The 19,989-nt window shown below is 49.9% G+C and carries 21 protein-coding genes; 16 read left to right on the forward strand and 5 right to left on the reverse strand.

Annotated features, from left to right (window positions below; translation table 11 throughout):
• Nucleotides 1-139: 139 nt before the first annotated feature.
• The gene (locus N5910_RS07975; protein WP_261599531.1) at nt 140-1,045 is read right to left on the reverse strand and encodes a CPBP family intramembrane glutamic endopeptidase; all 906 of its coding nucleotides are present in this window, start codon (nt 1,043-1,045) and stop codon (nt 140-142) included.
• A gap of 83 nt (nt 1,046-1,128) precedes the next feature.
• Between N5910_RS07975 and N5910_RS07980 the strand changes: the two genes are divergently transcribed.
• Nucleotides 1,129-2,268 carry a tRNA (guanine(10)-N(2))-dimethyltransferase gene (locus N5910_RS07980; protein ID WP_261599532.1) on the forward strand — a complete coding sequence of 380 codons (1,140 nt, stop codon included), beginning with the start codon at nt 1,129-1,131 and terminating at the stop codon, nt 2,266-2,268.
• An 11-nt stretch (nt 2,269-2,279) separates the two neighbouring features.
• Here the strand turns inward: N5910_RS07980 and N5910_RS07985 are convergent, their stop codons facing one another.
• Nucleotides 2,280-2,966, reverse strand: coding sequence for a hypothetical protein (locus N5910_RS07985; protein WP_074359458.1), 687 nt, complete (start codon nt 2,964-2,966; stop codon nt 2,280-2,282).
• A 183-nt stretch (nt 2,967-3,149) separates the two neighbouring features.
• On the opposite strand from N5910_RS07985, the gene N5910_RS07990 reads away from it, so the two are divergent.
• The 7 genes from N5910_RS07990 to cofG all read left to right on the forward strand — a co-directional run bounded on the left by N5910_RS07990 (nt 3,150) and on the right by cofG (nt 8,871).
• Nucleotides 3,150-3,827 carry a DUF4013 domain-containing protein gene (locus N5910_RS07990; RefSeq protein ID WP_261599533.1) on the forward strand — a complete coding sequence of 226 codons (678 nt, stop codon included), beginning with the start codon at nt 3,150-3,152 and terminating at the stop codon, nt 3,825-3,827.
• Nucleotides 3,828-3,991: 164 nt separating this feature from the next.
• Complete coding sequence (locus tag N5910_RS07995) at nt 3,992-4,465, forward strand: Lrp/AsnC family transcriptional regulator (RefSeq protein ID WP_074359459.1); 474 nt, start codon at nt 3,992-3,994, stop codon at nt 4,463-4,465.
• 33 nt (nt 4,466-4,498) lie between these two features.
• Complete coding sequence (locus N5910_RS08000) at nt 4,499-5,494, forward strand: histone deacetylase family protein (protein ID WP_261599534.1); 996 nt, start codon at nt 4,499-4,501, stop codon at nt 5,492-5,494.
• A gap of 24 nt (nt 5,495-5,518) precedes the next feature.
• Entirely contained in the window at nt 5,519-6,187 is a 669-nt protein-coding gene (locus N5910_RS08005; protein WP_074359461.1) for a DUF2100 domain-containing protein, read from the forward strand.
• Nucleotides 6,188-6,385: 198 nt separating this feature from the next.
• Nucleotides 6,386-7,339, forward strand: coding sequence for a GTP cyclohydrolase MptA (gene mptA, locus N5910_RS08010; protein WP_261599535.1), 954 nt, complete (start codon nt 6,386-6,388; stop codon nt 7,337-7,339).
• Nucleotides 7,340-7,343: 4 nt separating this feature from the next.
• Nucleotides 7,344-7,784: a DUF2120 domain-containing protein gene (locus N5910_RS08015; protein ID WP_261599536.1), complete on the forward strand. Its 441-nt coding sequence runs from the start codon at nt 7,344-7,346 to the stop codon at nt 7,782-7,784.
• 13 nt (nt 7,785-7,797) lie between these two features.
• On the forward strand, nt 7,798-8,871 hold the full coding sequence (gene cofG, locus N5910_RS08020) for a 7,8-didemethyl-8-hydroxy-5-deazariboflavin synthase CofG (protein ID WP_191216178.1): 1,074 nt from the start codon (nt 7,798-7,800) through the stop codon (nt 8,869-8,871).
• Here cofG and N5910_RS08025 read toward each other — a convergent pair.
• Together N5910_RS08025 and N5910_RS08030 are read right to left on the reverse strand one after the other, a co-directional pair.
• A complete protein-coding gene (locus N5910_RS08025) occupies nt 8,864-9,478 on the reverse strand; it encodes a DUF429 domain-containing protein (protein WP_074359464.1) in 615 nt (204 codons plus the stop codon). The genes cofG and N5910_RS08025 overlap by 8 nt on opposite strands.
• A 98-nt stretch (nt 9,479-9,576) precedes the next feature.
• Nucleotides 9,577-10,302: a class I SAM-dependent methyltransferase gene (locus N5910_RS08030; protein ID WP_074359465.1), complete on the reverse strand. Its 726-nt coding sequence runs from the start codon at nt 10,300-10,302 to the stop codon at nt 9,577-9,579.
• 143 nt (nt 10,303-10,445) lie between these two features.
• Between N5910_RS08030 and N5910_RS08035 the strand changes: the two genes are divergently transcribed.
• The 7 genes from N5910_RS08035 (at nt 10,446) to comE (ending at nt 17,457) form a co-directional block, all read left to right on the forward strand.
• A complete protein-coding gene (locus N5910_RS08035; protein ID WP_191216180.1) occupies nt 10,446-11,537 on the forward strand; it encodes a formate--phosphoribosylaminoimidazolecarboxamide ligase in 1,092 nt (363 codons plus the stop codon).
• A 166-nt stretch (nt 11,538-11,703) separates the two neighbouring features.
• Nucleotides 11,704-12,336 carry an archaeal proteasome endopeptidase complex subunit beta gene (gene psmB, locus N5910_RS08040; protein ID WP_191216181.1) on the forward strand — a complete coding sequence of 211 codons (633 nt, stop codon included), beginning with the start codon at nt 11,704-11,706 and terminating at the stop codon, nt 12,334-12,336.
• Between the two features lie 71 nt (nt 12,337-12,407).
• A complete protein-coding gene (locus N5910_RS08045; protein ID WP_074359468.1) occupies nt 12,408-14,318 on the forward strand; it encodes a beta-CASP ribonuclease aCPSF1 in 1,911 nt (636 codons plus the stop codon).
• 42 nt (nt 14,319-14,360) lie between these two features.
• Nucleotides 14,361-15,377: a phosphoribosylformylglycinamidine cyclo-ligase gene (purM, locus tag N5910_RS08050; protein WP_261599537.1), complete on the forward strand. Its 1,017-nt coding sequence runs from the start codon at nt 14,361-14,363 to the stop codon at nt 15,375-15,377.
• Between the two features lie 12 nt (nt 15,378-15,389).
• Complete coding sequence (gene comC / locus N5910_RS08055; protein ID WP_261599538.1) at nt 15,390-16,415, forward strand: L-sulfolactate dehydrogenase; 1,026 nt, start codon at nt 15,390-15,392, stop codon at nt 16,413-16,415.
• The gene (gene comD / locus N5910_RS08060) at nt 16,412-16,909 is read left to right on the forward strand and encodes a sulfopyruvate decarboxylase subunit alpha (RefSeq protein ID WP_261599539.1); all 498 of its coding nucleotides are present in this window, start codon (nt 16,412-16,414) and stop codon (nt 16,907-16,909) included. Before comC ends, comD begins: the two co-directional genes overlap by 4 nt.
• 5 nt (nt 16,910-16,914) lie before the next feature.
• A complete protein-coding gene (gene comE / locus N5910_RS08065) occupies nt 16,915-17,457 on the forward strand; it encodes a sulfopyruvate decarboxylase subunit beta (protein WP_261599540.1) in 543 nt (180 codons plus the stop codon).
• A 230-nt stretch (nt 17,458-17,687) separates the two neighbouring features.
• Here the strand turns inward: comE and polB1 are convergent, their stop codons facing one another.
• Complete coding sequence (polB1, locus tag N5910_RS08070) at nt 17,688-19,457, reverse strand: DNA polymerase PolB subunit 1 (protein WP_261599541.1); 1,770 nt, start codon at nt 19,455-19,457, stop codon at nt 17,688-17,690.
• Between the two features lie 107 nt (nt 19,458-19,564).
• Here polB1 and N5910_RS08075 point away from each other — a divergent pair, with 107 nt between their 5' ends.
• On the forward strand, nt 19,565-19,771 hold the full coding sequence (locus N5910_RS08075; RefSeq protein WP_191216185.1) for a hypothetical protein: 207 nt from the start codon (nt 19,565-19,567) through the stop codon (nt 19,769-19,771).
• The last annotated feature ends 218 nt before the right edge of the window (nt 19,772-19,989 follow it).

The following is a 19,989-nucleotide window of genomic DNA, read 5'->3' on the forward strand; positions in this document are numbered from 1 at the left end:
TGTGCCTGAAACTGGTGTGGTACCACTGCAGGGTTATGGTTGATGTCACAGAGGCTGTGCTTGAAGTTACGGATCCCCCATGACACACCCCCCTGAAAATGATATAAGAACACCCAGGTCAACAACAATATAATTAACCTCAGTAATGGTCCCTGAAGATCCTCAACACATCATCATATCTCCCCCTGAATAGTATGAGGATCATGACCAGTGAAGCGATTATAAGGAAGACCGGTGATGAGTAGGGGTCGGTTGGGCTTATTATGATGGATGGAAGGTCCCCGAGGCCGCTGTCTGGTGAGCTGTGTATCACGCTCACATAGAGGTTGTTTGCAATATGCACCCCCATGGCAAGTTCCAGTCCATCATCTGCAAGGGCTGTTACCGCAAGTGCAACGCCTATTATGAAGGTGCTTATGACGATTGACAGGCTCATGGTGATGCTTGTCCCGTTCCACCAGTGCATAACAGCGAATATGGCTGAATTAAGGATTATGAGGGGGACAGGTTTTCTTATGACGGACCACATCCCCTGCATTAGGTAACCCCTGAAGAATATCTCCTCAAAGGACGCTTGGACCGGGAAGGCTATGAGTGCAAGGAGGAGGAGCCACCCGAAGGATGATGGGTTGAAGCTGAACCTGAAACCTGAAGGGTCAAGGATCATTGAAACAGCATCAACGACACCAACAATAAGAAGCCATACCAGGGCGCCCCTGAGGATCCTCCTCCAGTCAAGGTAGCCCCTTGCATTCACCGCAGATATGAATTCACGTTTATGGATAAACCTCACACCAACGTAGAGGAAAAAGAGCGAAGCCGAAAAACTAACGGCAACAAGGAGCAGGAGGATGGGCCCTGAAAATCCCCCTGAAATTATCTCGGGACTCAGGACTCCCCTGCTTAAGATGACAGCTGCTGCTATGAAGATTGCGGCTATAAAGCCCGCCCCCAGGTTTGATACTATGAAGCTCAGGAACACCGTGAAGGCATACCTCCAGAGCTCATTCCTCCCCCTGTGGACGCTGTCCAGGAACCGATACATAATACCACATTTACTTAGAGTTATGAGCATACATCATTAAGTGCAGGTGACTAATAAATATTTTCCAGGGAAAAGTGGTAGGTATGATAACGGTAAATGAGGGTTCAGTGAAAATACAGGTCCCTGATTTCAGCAGGGTTTCATCGAAGGCCCCGGTATTCTATAACCCTGACATGGAATTTAACCGGGACGTTTCTGTCCTTGCACTGCAGGTATTCCAGAGGATGGTGGACAGGGCGATAAAGGTTGCAGACACCTTTGCAGGGAGCGGTATAAGGGCCATAAGGTACCTGAAGGAGGTTGACGGTGTTGCAGAGGCTTGGGCCAATGACATAAACCCCCTTGCAGTTGAATGTATAGAGAGGAACTCCAGGATGAACTCCGTGTCACCCCTTGTGAGCCGGGAGGATGCCGGCGTATTTTTAAGGAGTAACCAGGGGGTCTTTGATTTTATTGATGTTGATCCCTTCGGGACCCCCGCACCCTTCATGGACTCTGCGGCAGCAGCCATAAGGAACCGTTCAATGATAGGTGTTACCGCAACAGACACATCAGGCCTCTGCGGGACCTATGTTAAGCCCTGCCTCAGGAAGTACTCTTCAAGGCCCCTTAAGACAGAGTACTGTCATGAGATAGGTGTGCGTATACTTGCAGGGTTTACTGCCATGAACCTTGCAAGGTACCGGAAGGGTTCGGAGTTCCTCCTTTCACACAGCACCAAGCACTACATGCGCCTGTACGTCATGGTGCGTAGGGGTGCCAGGAGGGCTGATGAGTCGCTTAAAAACATCGGTTTCATCCTGCACTGTTTCAGCTGCCTCTTCCATGGACACGTTAATGGCTTCACCCCCATTAACATGAAGTGCCCATCCTGTGGCCGGGAACTTGATGTTGCAGGGCCCCTGTGGGTTGGTGATATCCAGGACGCCGGCTTCATAGGTTCCATGATAGAGGAGGCTGAGAATAAGAAGCTGAATCAGAAAGAGAAGGTCCTCAGGTTGCTGCAGACATGTATCAGGGAGGCGGGGATGCCCCCTGGATTCTATGATGTCCATGAACTCTGCAGCAGTATGGGTGTCAGCGCGCCCCCCATCGACTCAGTGATGGACCACCTTAGGGGTGACGGTTTCAGGGTTTCAAGGACCCACTTCAAACCCACCGGTATAAAGACGGATGCTGATCTGGGGGCTGTGAAGGATGCCATAAAGGGCTCCCTAATCTAATATTTAAGTGTCTACTCATAGTTGAGCATGTTGTGGTTGTAGTAGTACTGGAGTGCCCTGGCATTTTTAAGTTCAAAGTTCCTGTAGGGGTTCTTGAGGTAGGGGAAGATTATCCCCTTTATAACGTAGAAGTAGGCGGCGATGGGCCCGTACTCCTCCCTGGCAATCTTATAGTAAAGTGGGAAACCGCAGCCCTGGTTTACAATAACATCGCCCTGCCTCACGGTGCCATGGTATACCATGGGTATGGGGTCTGTCTGGCCATGCTCGGCAGCCCTCTCCTTTATATATTGAAGGGCCTCGTCAAGGGTCCTGAACTCCCTGCCATCTGAGCGGTAGGTCCATTTGTCATCTGGAACACCGTATATCCCCTCCTGCCAGACCTCAGTCCAGTTTATACCAGGTGTGTACTGATTCTTCTCAACGTAGGCCAGTTCAAGGATGTAAACATCTCCCTCCATGTAGCACCTGTAATTTGAGCTTCCGCCGTAATGGACAACTAGTATGCATGGGGACCCCTCCTCCCTTGCATACTCTGCAAGGAGCTTTGAATGTATGTGGCCCGGGTACATGTCAGGGTTGGCGATCTTAACAAAGGCCAGTCTCCCCAGGGGCTCGAAGTCCCCTGCTGTGCTGGTGAAGTAGAAATAGCTGCCTGCAAGAATTATGATTACAAGTATAAGTGCGCCCTTATTCATCCATTACACCCGCTTCATCACATTTATAAACATCCATGATCAGTATGCATCACCTGCAAGTCACTTCTGGAAATGTTACCGTCCTCCTAGGGATTAATATCATATGTCCAGTTAAGATAAAGCAGTTTTATATAGTGGGATTTATATATTTTTAGTTGCGGATGACTCCGCGGAGGTGTAAAATTGGATATAGGAGAAATTGTGAATGATGCCATAAGGTATCCCTCCAGTGACTGGAAGAAGGTGATAATACTTGGCCTTCTCTTTTTGATCAGTTTTCTGATAATACCCATCTTCCTGGCCACTGGTTACGGGTTCAGGGCCCTTAAGGCATCAATAGCAGGTTTTGATGAGCTCCCTGAATTCGATGAATGGGGAGAGATGTTTGTTGATGGACTCAAGGTATTCGTTGTGCAGATAGTCTACATGATTGTGCCAATGATAATAATAATTGCGGGTGTATTCGGTTCCCTTTCAATGGTATCACCGGACACCGGAATGATAACAAATCCCACAGCCTTCACAGGCCTCCTTGGCGGTACAATGATAATAGGCGTCATACTTGCAATAATCCTTGGTCTTATAGAAACAATTGCAATTGCCCACATGGCCTACAATGACAGCGAACTTGGAGCAGCCTTCAGGTTCGGTGAAATCCTTGACGTCATATCCCAGATCGGATGGGTTGACTACATCATATGGTACATCGTTGTCGGGATAATAGCCGCTGTCATCGGATTCGTTGGAAGCTTTATCAGCGCCATCCCGGTTATAGGTGCAATCATAGTGGTCCTCATAATAACTCCGTACATTGTACTGTTCTGGAACCGGGCCCTTGCACTCAGATACGCCTACGAATAATAACCCCCAATTTTTTAATTTTTTCTAAACATTTATAAGGGAACAGACACCAAGCATATAAGAGTTAACATCTTCTTCTAAATCAGAATACACGAAATGACCTATCCTTTGAAAAAATTTATAATACAAACAATACAAGTATACATTGTTTAGTGGTGATTCCTATGGATGATGAAGTCGTCAAAATTGATGATATTGACAGGAAAATAATAGATCTGCTTAATGAGGATGGAAGGATGTCCTACAGGAACATCTCAAGGATACTTGATGTTTCGGTGGGGACCGTCCACAACAGGGTTGAAAAGCTCGTCCAGAAGGGTGTTATAAAGAAGTTCGTACCCATCATAGACCATTCAAAGCTCGGTTACAAGTTAACGGCCATAATCGGTGTTAAGGTTAAGGGCGGTGTCCTCAGAAACTGGGAGACAAGGACAGCCTACCACAAGAACGTCCTTGCAGTCTATGATGTTACAGGGGAATTCGATGCCATACTTATAGGGAAGTTCAAGGACACCAGTGAACTTGACAGCTTCATAAAGGGCCTCCTCAGTGAGGGTGACGTCCAGAGGACCTACACCCAGACCGTCCTCAACATCGTGAAGGAGGATATGACCTCCTCAAAGATGATAGGCGATTAGTTATTTATCCCACAATGCAGATAATTATCTCTGATGAAGATCATCCACTCAGCCACCTATGACCTCCACAACAGGGAGGATCACGTTGAAAACAGGGGGAGGACCCGCGCAATAATCGATGCCATAGGGGCCTCCGACCTGGAAGTCGAGTTCATGGAGCCGCGGATCGCCGGCATCCATGAGATCCAGATGGTCCACAGCAGCAGACACGTGGAGTACCTTGAGGTCTTCTCTGGTAGCGGTGGTGGCTGGCTTGACTACGACACCTACATGACCCCCGACACCTTCAACGTTGCAAGACTCGCTGCAGGGGGCGCCATGGTGGCTGCAGAGGAGTCCCTCAATGGCGGGTGGTCATATTCTGTGGCAAGGCCACCCGGACACCATGCATGCTACGACCGCTCCATGGGGTTCTGCATATTCAACAACCTGGCAGTTGCCATTGAACACTGCCGCCAGAACCATGGAGTCTCAGGATTCCTTGTCCTTGACTTCGATGTCCACCATGGAAACGGGACCTCAAGCATATTCTACCATGACCCGGAGGTCATGTACATCTCAATACACCAGGACCCCAGGACCCTCTTCCCAGGGACTGGATTCGTGGCTGAAACCGGTGAAGGTGCGGGCGAGGGCTTCAACCTTAACATCCCCGTGCCCCCAGGGTCAGGTAACGATGAGTACATCTGGATACTTGGTGAAATCCTCCCCGAGGTCATCAGGAAAATCAGACCCCTGATGATATTCGTATCCGCGGGTTTTGATGCCCACAGGAGCGATCCTTTAGCCTCTGTGGAGGTTGATGAACTTTTCTTCTCATGGATCGGCTGGTTCCTTCACCGGACAGGAGCGCCTGGCGCCGTGGTCCTTGAGGGTGGCTATGATCCCGTGGCCCTTGGAAAATCAAATGTATCATTCCTGAGGGCCCTTGAAGGTGAGGAACCTGAAGGATACTCCACAGACCCCCAAGGAGTCCACGAGATATTCAGAGAACTGCAGGACACATTCTCACCCTTCTTCAGCTTCTAGTTAAATTGATCTGTGGTGTCTTATATGGATAAAATTAGGTTCAAGCAGGCTGAAAAACTCATAAAAGAATCATGCAGAAACATTAAAAGAGTAATCACTCCTGGAGAGCCGGGTGACGGGACCATAAACACTGAAAAGTTCCAGGAAGCCATGAACATGCTGATTGAAGCCGAGGAATACATATACCTCAGCCTCCCATCACATGAGCTCAGGGGTGATGATGCTGCTGATTTCTGCCATAAACTCCTATCTGCAAGGAATGCAATCGACCATATGCTTGCAGATTTCGGTGTCCTTGAAAGGGAGGATCCCTCTGAAAGGATACGGGAGATATCAGGGGGTAAACTTATAATAGTCAACAACAGCTCAGTGAAGAAACTCCTTGTAAAGAGCGGTGCTGAAGCACAGAACATAATAGTTGCAGGCGCCCCCCTTTCAATTGAGGATATGCGCAGAATAAACCCCAAAATCCCTGAAGGAGCCCTTAAGGGTATAGAGAAGAAGATCGAACACCTCAAACATGATATAGAAAGAAAACTTGAATCCCTTGAAAGGGTTATCGTCCTTGGTGAGGATGATAAGAGCACAAGACTCCTTGCAGAGAGGGCCGGGGAACTCTACGGTGCCGATGCAAGGTTAAGGGAAAACATCAAGGACTCAACCCCTGAGGAGATCCTGGAAATGCTCTCCTAGGTTCATGGTACGGTGCAGCCACGGATCCTGGAAATCCCCCCTTTCCATATCCTCTTCTATGGGATAACTGCACCTGATCTGATATTTAACAACCCCCCAGGGTATGGTAATACCCTCCGGACAAGTATATAAACAAGTTCCCACTATTATACTTAAAACTGACTAACCATGGTCATTTATTATTATGGGGTGTAAAATTTGGGCTTAGTTTGTTTTCCAGATACACAGGACAATATACCTAGCATCCCCGTTCACCTTACAAGGGTGGGTGTTACAGGTGTTAAGAAGCTCCTGAAGATAGAAAGGGATAATAGAAGACCCATAATCCTTCTACCAACATTTGATGCGTTCGTCGACCTTCCGAGCAGGCAGAGGGGGATTCACATGTCAAGGAACCCCGAGGCCATAAGCGATGTCCTCGAGGAGGTCGTTGAAAACAGTGCCCTTGAACTGGAGTCACTCTGCGCAGAGATCGTCAACAGACTCCTCAATAAGCACAGGTACGCCCGTCGGGCTGAGGTCAGCATGAAGAGCGACTTCATGTTCATGAAGAAATCCCCTGTCACCGGAAGGAAGAGCCAGGAGATGACCAAGATCATGGCAGACGCCATCGGGTACCGTGATGATGACGGGATAATGATACGTAAGATGATCGGTGCAGAGGTCGTCGGGATGACCGTATGCCCATGTGCACAGGAATCTGTCAAGGAAACCTCCAGGCAGAAGCTCATGGAGTTCCTTGATGAGGAAACCGTTGAGAGGGTGCTTGACTGTGTCTCCTTCGCATCCCACAACCAGCGTGGCCGTGGAATGATCATGATAGAGGTCCCTGAGGATCAGACCATAAGGGCCGAGAACCTTATAAGGATCATAGAGGATTCCATGAGCTCACCGGTATATGAACTCCTCAAAAGATCGGATGAGAATGCTGTTGTTGTTAATGCCCATGAGAATCCCATGTTCGTTGAGGACTGTGTCCGTAACATGGTCCACAGGATAGTCAGTGAATACCCCCATCTGCCGGATGACACCATAGTAACCGTGAGGCAGATAAATGAGGAGAGCATACACAGACACAATGCCTTCGCAGAGAAGGTCGCCACCATGGGAGAGCTCCGCTACGAGATAGAGGAACTCAACAACAGGAGTTGATACCATGATGAAGCTTCACAGAACAGCCGGAGAAATCATGGGCTACCTTGAAGCATTTGAGGGCTCAAGACCCGCCCTCAATGCCAGCGATATACTTATCGTAAGGGGAATGTCCAGGAAACGAATAGGATCAGATAATATGGGTGAGGAACTGGACAGGCTCCTGGAACACCTTGATGCCACTGAAATAGATCTTTTCTCAGATGAAGGCGCTGCCCTCATCGGTTTAATGGATGAACAGATACGTTCATGTGTTGAGGTTGGAACCGAAACAGATATCGGGGGCATACACCGCCTGAAGGAGTCCCTTGAGGATATGAATTTCGCCGTGGAGTACCGTCTCTTCACCACCGGTGATACAGGGCTCTTTGTTGTTCTCTACAGGGACAGGAGCGGTGTGGGGCCCTGCTTCGTTGAGGTTGTGGTCTCGGATATAGGTGAATAATTAGGGTGCCTCCATGGTCTTCTCAAAGGAAGAACTTGTGGGTCTGCTCTCAGCCGGGGGCTGCCATATCCTCGACCTCATGAAGAGGGCCTGCAGTCCGGGGAGGGTGACCTACTCAAGGAATATCTTCATACCCATCACCAGGGCATGCCGCAACAGGTGCGGTTACTGCACCTTCAGGTCCGACACCCCTGACCCCCCTTTAATGAGCCCTGAACTTATAATCCAGGAACTTAAAGGTGCCCGCAGAGCCGGATGCACCGAGGCCCTCTTCGCCTTCGGAGAGGAGGCCCACCAGTTCCCTGCTGTCAGGGAGGAGCTTGAAGGGATGGGTTTTAATGACATGGTGGACTACACATGTCATGTCTGCAGGATGACCCTTGAGGAGACGGGTCTCCTGCCCCATACAAATATGGGGGTCCTGTCCTACAGGGACCTTAAAAGGCTGAGGGAGGTTAACGCCTCCATGGGCCTCATGCTTGAGTCATCAAGTCCCAGACTCATGTATACAGATGCCCACAGGGAAAGCCCCGGGAAGGACCCTGAACTGAGGCTCAGGACAATCAGGGATGCCGGTCGTCTCAGGATACCCTTCACCACAGGCATACTTGTGGGTATAGGTGAGACCGTTGAGGAGAGGGCCGACTCCCTCCTGGAGCTCAGGCGCATCCAGGACAGGTACGGGCATATACAGGAGATAATCATACAGAACTTCAGGTCAAAGGAGGGCATACCCATGGAGAACCATCCGGAGCCCCCACTCCTTGACATGGTAAGGATGGTTGCGGTTACAAGTCTCCTCTTCCCTGATGTGAGCGTCCAGGTCCCCCCCAACCTCAACAGGGAAACAGGGGAGGTGTTCCTCCTTGCAGGTGCAGATGACTGGGGGGGTGTTTCACCGGTGGGCAGGGACCATGTGAACCCTGAGGCTCCCTGGCCCGGCATTGAGGAGCTTAGAAGGGTTACCGAGTCGGCTGGCTTCGTCCTTGAGGAGAGGCTTCCAGTGTACAGGAGGTTCATCTCTGAGGAGTTCCTGAGCCCCCTTGTCCTTGATAAGATAAATGAACTCTACAAGGACCTCATTTAGTGCCAGTGGATTGATCCCTGAAGATTACATCCTTAAGGCGTGCCTCCGGGGCGGGGAGGATTATTGTCCCCTCATCAGGGTCTCCAAGTTCAATATAACGGCCCCTCATGTAAAAGAGGGCCACTGCTGCGGCTATGAGCGCATCCATCCTGTGTCTGTTAAGTTCTCCAGGGTTAAATGTTTCCCTGAGTTCCCCTGTGATGTTCCGCATCCTCCTCACGGTTCCGGCGTGGGTTTCTATGACCTTCACCTCACCCTCAAGTCTTTTTCTGAGTTCAATTCCCCTGAGTGTGAGTTCCTTCATCCCCCTCCATGTGAGTGGCAGGACCCCTCCATACCTCCTGGCCTCCATGTCCGAGCGTCTGAAGTGGCCATACCTGCTGCATCCACAGTCCCTTTCAAGGCAGCACCTCCCCCATGGTAGTGAAAGGGGAGCGTCCACCGCCACCACCCCTGCGCCCATGACAGCATCGGTTATCTCATCCAATGTGAATAAACCAGATGTGTGGAGTTTCAGGCCTTCTATTACGGCAAATCCTGTTTCATTCTCTTCTCCTGCTGCAAGGTCAACCCCTGCAACCCTGAAGTCATCCACCGCTACAGCCATCCTCCAGTCCCTCTGAAAATCATTATATGAACCTCATCTGTGCAGCTGTCCAAGCAGATGTGGCTACCGTGGCCCCCCTGAAAATCATTATATGAACCTCATCCTATCCTGGCATCCAGGACCACATGCCAGACCCCAGGAGAGTACTTCTTGATGGTCCTCCTGTCCAATAGTTTAACCCTCCTTGGGTGCGCGGCCCTCTCTATCCTCCTCAGGGGCCTTGAAAATTTCATGGTCTCTGGCACCGTTTCATGGTAGTGTAAAACACCCCCATCAACCAGGCACTCCATGGCAGCCTCAAGGTAATGGTGGGTTGTGCCCACGTAGCCCATTATAACCCTGTCCACCTCCAGCTCCGGGGCCATCTCCCTGCAGTCCCCCAGGACGGGTTCCACCACATCCTCAACACCGTTAAGGACAATGTTATCCCTGAGGTACCTGAAGGATTCCGGGTTTATCTCTATGGAGTAGACCCTCAGGGGGTTTGCATGGACAGCCACTGGTATTGAGAAGTACCCTATCCCTGCAAACATGTCAACAACGGTCTCACCGTCCTCCACGAGTTGGGGTATGCGGGCCCTTTCATTGATGTTCCCCCGCGACCACATAACCTTCGAGAGGTCAATCCTGAAAAGGCAGCCGTTCTCCCTGTGAAGGGTCTCGGTGCCGCTCCCTGCAAGTACACGCACCGTTGGCCTCCTCATGGGTCCCTGGATGCCATCTACACAGACAACGCTCCGGACACCCGGGATTTTAAGGAACTTGGAAGGTTCATCCACTTCCCGGTTAACAACTACGATGTCACCTATCCTTGACCATTTCATGTTCATCCACTTTTAAGCGTGATTTTGAAAAATGGAGGATATAGTTACTCTTTTGATTTAAATATTTAATGCCTTCTCTTGAAGGCAAAAAAAATATAATTAGGGTTATGCAGAGTAATTGTATAAATAAAAGGGGATTCTTTATGAGTAAGGTAAAAAGAGACGAGATACTGGGCATCCTGGATGGGTACGATAAGGAAGAGCTGACCATTGCAACACTTGGCAGCCACACCTCCATGCACATCCTGCACGGAGCAAAAAAAGAGGGTTTCAGAACTGCTGTTGTCTGTGAAAAGGGACGTGAAGTACCATATCAGCGCTTCAGGGTTGCTGATGAATTCATAATGGTGGACAGGTTCAGCGACATAGTAAACGAGGACATACAGGAGAAACTGAGATCAATGAACAGCATAATAGTACCCCACGGGTCATTTGTAGCCTATGCGGGTCTTGATCACATTGAAAATGATTTCTATGTCCCCATGTTCGGTAACAGGGATATACTACGCTGGGAATCAGAAAGGGAACTTGAAAGAAAACTTCTTACAGAGGCTGAGATAAGGATACCTATGAAGTTTAAGGATCCCGAAGATATCGACAGGCCAGTTATGGTAAAATTCCCAGGCGCTAGGGGTGGTCGCGGTTACTTCGTGGCCTCAAGCACCGAGGAGTTCAATGAGAAGATCGACTCAATGATGGAAAGGGGCTGGATAACCGAGGACGACATCAAGGATGCCCACATCGAGGAGTATGTTTCAGGTACAAACTTCTGCATTCACTACTTCTACTCAATCATGAATGATGAAGTGGAACTCATGGGTATGGACAGCCGTTTCGAATCAAACATAGACGGCCTTGTCAGGATCCCGGCAAGGGACCAGCTTGAGATAAACCTTGACCCATCCTATGTGATAACAGGTAACCACCCGGTTGCAATGAGGGAGTCACTGCTGCCCCAGGTATTTGACATGGGCGATAACATGGTTGAAGCAGCCGAAAAACTGGTGCCTCCAGGCATGAACGGTCCATTCTGTCTCCAGACAATGTGCACAGACAACCTTGAAATCGTGACCTTCGAGATAAGCGCACGGTCAGATGGAGGTACAAACACCTTCATGCATGGTTCAACCTACAGCTGCCTCCTCCATGGTGAAGGTATGAGTATGGGCCGGCGTGTTGCAAGGGAGATCAAGGTTGCCGCAGAGAATGACAAGCTCCCTGAAATCATAACCTGATTACCTATTTTTTTTACATCATCAAATCGCAAAGTTTAATAAGGACCTCTGCGTTATATTGATACCAGAAGTTTTAAAGTCCCTTAAAGGCAACCTTTTATATACAGGCCGGGGACAATTATAAAATAAGAACTGGTTTTTTATTATTTTTACTCGAGGTGTATTCATGAACGATAAAAAGACACTGAAAGGCACTACAACTGTTGGCATAACATGCAGGGATGGAGTTGTTTTTGCCACAGAAAGAAGGGCCAGCATGGGCAACCTCATAGCCCATAAAACCGCAGACAAAATTTTCAGGATAGATGAACACATAGCGGCTACAATCGCAGGATCAGTGGCCGATGCCCAGAGCCTTATGAAGTACCTCAAGGCAGAGGCAGCCCTCTACAGGATGAGGAATTCTGAAAGGATAAGCATAGAAGCAGCGGCTGCCCTTGCGTCCAACATACTGCACTCATCACGCTTCTATCCATTCATCGTCCAGACCCTCCTGGGAGGGGTTGATGACAAAGGAGCCAAGATATACTCCCTTGACCCATCAGGCGGCATGATACCCGATAAGTTCGTGTCAACAGGTTCAGGCTCACCCATCGCCTACGGTGTCCTCGAGGACCGCTACACAGAAGACCTCTACGTTGATGAGGGAGTGGATATCGCAATAAGGGCCATCAAGTCTGCGATGGAAAGGGATACATACTCTGGAAACGGTATACTCGTGGCCACCGTGACAGAGGAGGAAGGCTTCAGGATGATCACTGAAGAGGAAATCCAGAAAAGGATTGAAGACCTCAACTGATTTTTCTTTATTTTCATACAATCAGTAAACAAGTCGTTTACTGACACCCCCTATTTTTTAGAAGTGATTTTATGGTTTCAGAGATGCTTGAAGAAATCAAAAGGACGATAATACAGAGACTTCCTGAAAGGGTCCAGGTAGCCAAGGTGGAATTTGAGGGGCCCGAGGTGGTTATCTACACAAAGAACCCTGAAATAATAACCGAGAACGGCAACCTCATAAGGGATATTGCGAAGGACATACGGAAGAGGATAATCATAAGATCCGACAGGTCAGTCCTCATGGATCCTGAGAAGACCATAAAGAAGATCCATGAGATAGTCCCTGAAGAGGCCAAGATCACCAACATATCCTTCGATGATGTGACCTGTGAGGTTATAATAGAGGCCCGTAAACCAGGCCTCGTTATAGGTAAATACGGGTCAACATCAAGGGAAATAGTTAAGAACACTGGATGGGCCCCGAAGATACTCAGGACACCGCCGATATCATCCGAGATAATCCAGAGAATCCGCAGAACACTCAGAAAGAACAGCAAGGAGCGTAAGAAGATCCTGCAGCAGCTTGGAAGCAGGATACACCAGAAGCCCAAGTATGACAACGACTGGGCAAGGCTGACTGCCATGGGAGGGTTCAGGGAGGTGGGCAGATCCTGCCTCTACCTCCAGACCCCCAACAGCAGGGTGCTCCTTGACTGCGGTGTTAACGTTGCAGGTGGAGACGATAAGAACTCATACCCATTCCTCAACGTCCCCGAGTTCACACTGGACAGCCTTGACGCTGTTATAATCACCCATGCACACCTTGACCATTCAGGGTTCCTGCCCTACCTCTACCACTACGGCTACGATGGACCCGTCTACTGCACGGCACCGACAAGGGACCTCATGACACTGCTGCAGCTGGACCACATAGACATAGCACACCGTGAGGACGAACCCCTCCCCTTCAACGTGAAACACGTGAAGAAGAGCGTCAAGCACACCATAACCCTTGACTACGGTGAGGTAACCGACATAGCACCCGATATAAGGCTCACACTCCACAATGCAGGCCACATACTTGGCTCTGCAATGGCCCACCTCCACATAGGTGATGGACAGCACAACATGGTCTACACAGGGGACTTCAAGTACGAGCAGAGCAGGCTCCTTGAACCCGCAGCCAACAGGTTCCCGAGACTTGAAACCCTGGTGATGGAGAGCACCTACGGGGGACACGATGATGTCCAGCCCTCAAGGAACCATGCAGAGAAGGAGCTCATTAAAACCATCTACTCCACCCTCAAAAGGGGTGGTAAGATCCTCATACCCGTCTTTGCCGTTGGAAGGGCCCAGGAACTCATGATAGTCCTTGAGGAATACATAAGGACGGGTATAATAGATAATGTCCCTGTCTACATCGATGGTATGATCTGGGAGGCCAACGCCATCCACACGGCAAGGCCCGAGTACCTGAGTAAGGATCTGAGGGATCAGATATTCCATATGGGACACAACCCCTTCATCTCCGACATATTCCACAAGGTCAACGGTATGGATGAGCGCAGGGAGATAGTGGAGGGTGAACCATCAATAATCCTCTCAACCTCAGGTATGCTGACAGGTGGAAACTCCCTGGAGTACTTCAAGTGGCTGTGTGAGGACCCTGACAACTCCCTGGTCTTCGTGGGATACCAGGCCGAGGGGTCCCTGGGTAGGAGGATACAGAAGGGATGGAAGGAGATCCCCCTCAAGGATGAGGATGATAAGATGAGGGTCTACAATGTCAGGATGAACATTAAGACCATCGAGGGGTTCAGCGGTCACTCAGACAGGAGGCAGCTCATGGAATACGTCAAGAGGATATCACCCAAACCCGAGAAGATACTCATATGCCACGGTGACAACTACAAGACCCTTGACCTTGCCTCAAGCATATACAGGGCCTACCGTATAGAGACAAAGACGCCCCTCAACCTTGAGACGGTCCGTATACAGTGAGCTATTTAGATAACCTCAGACTATCATTATCTTGGTGATTGAATGGTAACCTATTCTGAATCTGGAGTGGACATAGACCTTGAGGAGCTGACGGTCCGCCGTTTAACCTCAAGGCTCGCCGGAACACTCAAACACTGTGACGTTATTACCGGAACAGGGCACTTCGCCGCCCTTGTAAGGATGGGGGATGTGGCCATTGCAATGAGCACCGACGGTGTTGGGAGCAAGATCCTCGTGGCTGAGATGATGAACCGCTACGATACCGTGGGGATAGACTGCATTGCAATGGTGGTCAATGACATCCTCTGTGTCGGTGCCAGGCCCGCCGCCCTCGTCGACTACCTTGCAGTCGAACACCCCGACCCTGAGGTGGCCGATGAGATAGGCCATGGCCTTGCAAGGGGTGCTGATATGGCACGTATCGCAGTAATCGGTGGGGAGACAGCATCCCTCCCAGGTATAGTAAGGAATTTTGACCTTGCAGCCACGGGTATCGGATTCGTTGATACGGATAAAATCATAACAGGGGAAAGGATAGCCCCAGGGGACGCTGTTATAGGTATTGAAAGCAGCGGGATACACAGTAACGGCCTTAGCCTTGCAAGGAAGGTCTTCTTTGAGGAACTGGAACTATCACCCCATGACAGCCTCCCTGGCTCCGATGTTACGGTTGGGGATGCGCTCCTCAAACCCACAAGGATCTATGTGGAGCCCGTCATGGAGCTCATTGACTCGGGTGTCGGTGTGAATGGACTCGCCCATATTACAGGCGGGGGATTCAGCAATCTTAAGAGGCTTAAAAAGGAGGTGGGGTATCGCCTTGACATGCTCCCTGAGCCCCAGCACATCTTCAGGGTGATGCATGATTCAGGTGTCCCCATCGAGGAGATGTACCGTGTATTCAACATGGGTGTTGGTTTCTGCGCCATCGTAGGGAAGGATGAAGCAGACCATGCCGTTGATGTTCTGGGTGACCGTGCACACGTCATAGGAGAGGTCACGGACAAAGCCTCCAGTGTGGACATCACAGCCTACACAGGAGAATCAATAATACTTTAGGAGTTGGTTTCTATGAGGATAAGCGCTGAAGATGAAGTTAAAATCATAAAGGAGATACTCATGGCCATGGAGGTCCCTGAGGAGAGCGCCGCCATCGTTGCAGATGTTACACTTGATGCCGATCTTAAGGGATTCAGCTCCCACGGGATAGGAAGGTTCCCCCAGTACGTTGAGGGTTTGCGTTACGGGACCATAAAGAGGGATGGTGAGATTACCGTTGAAAGGGAAACAGAATCAACCGCCATCATCAACGGGAACCACCTCTTCGGCCACGTGGTTGCATACAGGGCCATGGAAATTGCAATAGAAAAGGCAGGATCCACAGGGGTCGGCCTCGTGGGTGTCCATGACTCCAACCACTTCGGTGTTGCCGGCTACTACTCGGACATGGCGGTGATGAATGACACGATAGGCGTTGTGATAGCAAACACGGAGCCAGCTGTGGCGCCAGTAGGAGGTAAGACACCTATACTCGGAACAAACCCCGTCGCCATAGGTATACCCTCAGATAAGCACTACGTATCTGTTGACATGGCAACATCCGCATCTGCAAGGGGCAAGCTCCTTGAAGCCGCCAGGAAGGGTGAAAGCATACCTGAAAACGTGGCCCTTGATGCTGACGGGAAGCCCACAACTGACCCTGAAATGGCGCTTAAGGGATCCATACTGCCCTTCGGGGGGCATAAGGGGTACGCATTATCCTTCATGATAGAGATACTTGCAGGGCCCCTTGTGGGGGCCGCCTTCGGAGCAGGGGTTAAGGGCACAGCCAATCCCAGGGAGATGTGCACCAAGGGAGATCTCATGATGGCCATAGACCCCTCAAAGATGGGGGATGTTGATGAATTCAAATCCAGTGTGGATGCATTCATAGAGGAGGTCAAGTCCTCCGGCGACGTCCTCATACCCGGGGACATCGAGGCCATGAACATCAAAAGGAGGCGAGAGGAGGGTATTGAGATCGATGAGAAACTCCTTGAAAGCCTCACAAGCATCTCCGAGGACCTTAACCTTGACCTTGAAATCAAGGGGTTATGAAATTGGATAGCAGTGACGCCGTCTACATGGGCATGAAGGATGCCGGTATAGACTTCGCCGTCAGCGTCCCCTGCGTCAACCTTAAAGGGGTCCTTGAGATGGTGGATGATGACCCTGAAATCATGCACATCCCCGTGACAAGGGAGGAGGAGGGCTTCGGTGTTGCTGCAGGCGCATACATGGCCGGTAAAACCACTGCGATACTGATGCAGAACTCCGGCCTCGGTAACTCGGTCAATGTCCTTGCATCACTCTACAGTCTCTACAGGATACCCATAACCATGGTGGTGAGCCACAGGGGTACCGAGGGGGAGTTCATGGAAGCCCAGGTCCCCATGGGAAGGGTCACTGAGGGCATCCTTGAGATCCTCGGGATACCCTTCAGGGCCCCTGAAACCCCCGATGATGCCAGGAAGGCCATTAAGGAATTAACAGATGATTCCCTGAAGATGAGGAGGCCCTCAGCCGTCCTTTTAAAGATTTCATACTGGTGATGCCGATGCTTGAGAGAATCGAAGCCATAAAGAGGATCGTTGAGGTCCTTGATGATGAACTCGTTGTATGCAACCTGGGATTCCCATCAAGGGAACTCTACAGTGTCAAGGATTCGGGGACCCACTTCTACATGCTTGGATCCATGGGAATGGCCTCCTCCATTGGACTCGGACTTGCCCTCACACAGGAGCGCAGGGTTGTTGTCCTTGACGGTGACGGGTCCATCCTCATGAACCTGGGGGGCCTTGTAACCGCTGCAGGTCAGGCCCCAGGGAACCTCATAATAGTCCTCCTTGACAATAAATGCTATGCCACAACAGGGTCCCAGTGCACATACGCTGACACCATAGACCTTGGAGGTGTTGCCAGGGCCATGGGTTTCAGGGTTATCCGTTTTGATGAGGAACTGGACTTCACCAGGGCCCTTGAAGCCACAGGCCCCCTTTTCGTTCATGTACCCGTAAAGCCGGGGAACGCCGATGTCCCTGTCATCGACATGAGCGCCGTGGAGATAATTGAAAGGTTCATGGCTGAAGTCAGGGGTTGAATTATTTCCCTTTACTGAGGGCCTGGAATTATCTCAGCATTCAATCATTGCTAAGTATCTCAGCATTCAATCATTGCTAAGTATCTCAGCATTCAATCATTGCTAAGTCCATCCATTCATTACATATGCTGTTCCTTCAGACATCTGGATCAGCCCGACCTCAACCACCTTCCTTACAAGTGCAGCACGACCCTCAGACATAAATCCTGATAAGCCGAGGAAATCCACAGTTATGACTTCCTGCCTGTGTAGGTGGCGTAGAATCCGTCCGTGTCAGCATAAACCGTGTGGAAGCCGAAGTCCTCAGCCATCCTTATGGTTCTTTTAATGTAGTCCCTACCCCATGCTGTTATGGCCTCGGCGCATTCCATCGAGTACCATCTGAACCTTGAGTAACCGTAAACACCGTACATGGTATTTGCAAGTCTCTTGAGGGCTTCCTGCTGGACGTTCAGGAGTTTCTTCTCCACAGGGTCCTTTGAGCGTTTCATTTCACCCTTAACCCTCACCCTCTCTGAGAGGATCTCGCCTATAACGGATGGTATGAATCCCCTGGGATCCTTAAGGAAGCGGTACCCGTATTCAGGCGCCACATGGCAGTCGCATTCAGGGTCGGTGGTGAGGGTGTCAGGGGATATGTTCTTTGAGATTATGATGCTCGGGTAGAGGCTCCTGAAGTCGAACTGGACTATGTTCTCATGGAGGCCCTTCTCAGGCTCCTTAACATAACCCCCAACAGCCCTCCTCCCCCTCCTCTCTGAGAACTCTGACTGTGATGGCTTGTTGGGTACCAGTTCACCGTACTGGTGGGCCTTCCTTACAAGGAACCATTCCGCCTGCTGCCCCGTCGCCATCCTTGATATGTCAAAGAGGGGCTGGCCAACCACACGGGTGAGTTCCATGTTAAGGGGGAGTATCTTCTCTGCGATACGGTAGGTTGCGGTGACATCATCCAGGGAGTACCTGAATAGTTCGTCCCTGAGGTCATCACGGTCCCAGTACTCCCAGAGTCTATCGCCCGGGAGGTCGAATTTTTCTTCACCGAAGAGTTCACGGTATACCCGCTCAAGGGTGTAGCGGTCAAGGTTCATGTACCTCCTCATTACAGGGTAGAGGTCCACGTGCACCGTGCCCCTGATGGCTGTTGAGTTTGCAAATCCCCTCCTCATGGTCCTTATCCCTGAACCATCCCATCCAGGGTTGAGGTCAACCCCCAGTATCTCAGCCCTCCTTGATATGTAGGGAAAGTCGAAGTTGTCGGAGTTGTAGCCCACTAGGATGTCGGGCTTCTCCTCCCTTATGATCTCTGCGAATCTCCTGATTATCTCCGCCTCATCATCAACCACCTCAACATAGTCGAGGTGATCCCCCCTGGTTGATATTACCCTGCTGAAGTCCCTTCCAGCCACTCCGATCATTATTATCTCATCCTCCTCGGGACTGGGCATCCCGTGGGGGTTCCTGGCCTCGATGTCAAAGCTCAGGATGTCAAGTTCATGGGTCCCCTGGCCCGTTGATGAGACCTCCCCGGTTATCTCAACCAGTTTAACGTCGTCTGCCTCAACCAATGGTGCCGATTCCCTCACTTCCCCCTGGAATTCCAGCTCGGACATTGGGAAGATGGATTTGTCGATGAGGTATCTCCTGTAGAAGGGTATGTCATGTTCCCTTATGTCCCTGACAGAGTCCAGGTTCCTTATCCTGTCCCTGAGTTTAGGCACCTCTGAGGGGTGGCTGAATTCAGCCCTGATTACAGGGGTCATCCTTCCAAGGTCCCTCATCTCCAGGACCTCCATCTTCCCTATCCCTAGCTCCTCAAGTTCCCTGATGCATGAGTCGGTATCATGTGGTAATACGTAGATGTAGGGTCTGAAGGAAGTGTCAAATGCTATCATGGGCTCATTGTCACCTGATTTGTCCTTTCCAAAGAGTCTTATAACGGGCTTCTCATCACATGTTACGTAGTCGATGTCAAGAAGCACCATCCTGTAAGTTTCCATGTTCATTAATCTTGTTTTGGAGGCCTAATAACTGTTCCTTCAGATGATTCATGATCACGTGACATCTGGGGATCTTTATTTAACCAATAGATGAAATTTATACTGACATGGAAAATTTAGCGAATCAGGAAGCAGGAACTAAATGGATGAGAATAGGGACCTTACTAACTTTCAACCCCACGGAACAGATAATTGGAGCTGGTTTTAAAGCACTTATAGACCAAAATAAACTCATCATAAGACAAAATGAATTATTACTTCGAGAACTTAGAAAACTAAATGAAACTCTAAGGAAAAAAGAGCAAAAAGAGTAATAAAAAGAAAGAATTGTTTTTACTGTTAGGGTATCAGTCCCTTTAGTACAGTTCCGATGCAGTTCTAACACCAGCACCCATTGAACTTCGTTATTCGGGCCTATAACGAATATAAATGGAATTCTTTAGGATGATTCTGAAATAAGGCCGGACCCATGATTCATAACTTTGGACCGGCAGGGAACATCAGGGATTAATAGTTTAAAGGATACGCATAT

The sequence above is a fragment of the Methanothermobacter wolfeii genome, assembly GCF_025397995.1.
GTDB classification, from domain to species: Archaea; Methanobacteriota; Methanobacteria; order Methanobacteriales; family Methanothermobacteraceae; genus Methanothermobacter; species Methanothermobacter wolfei.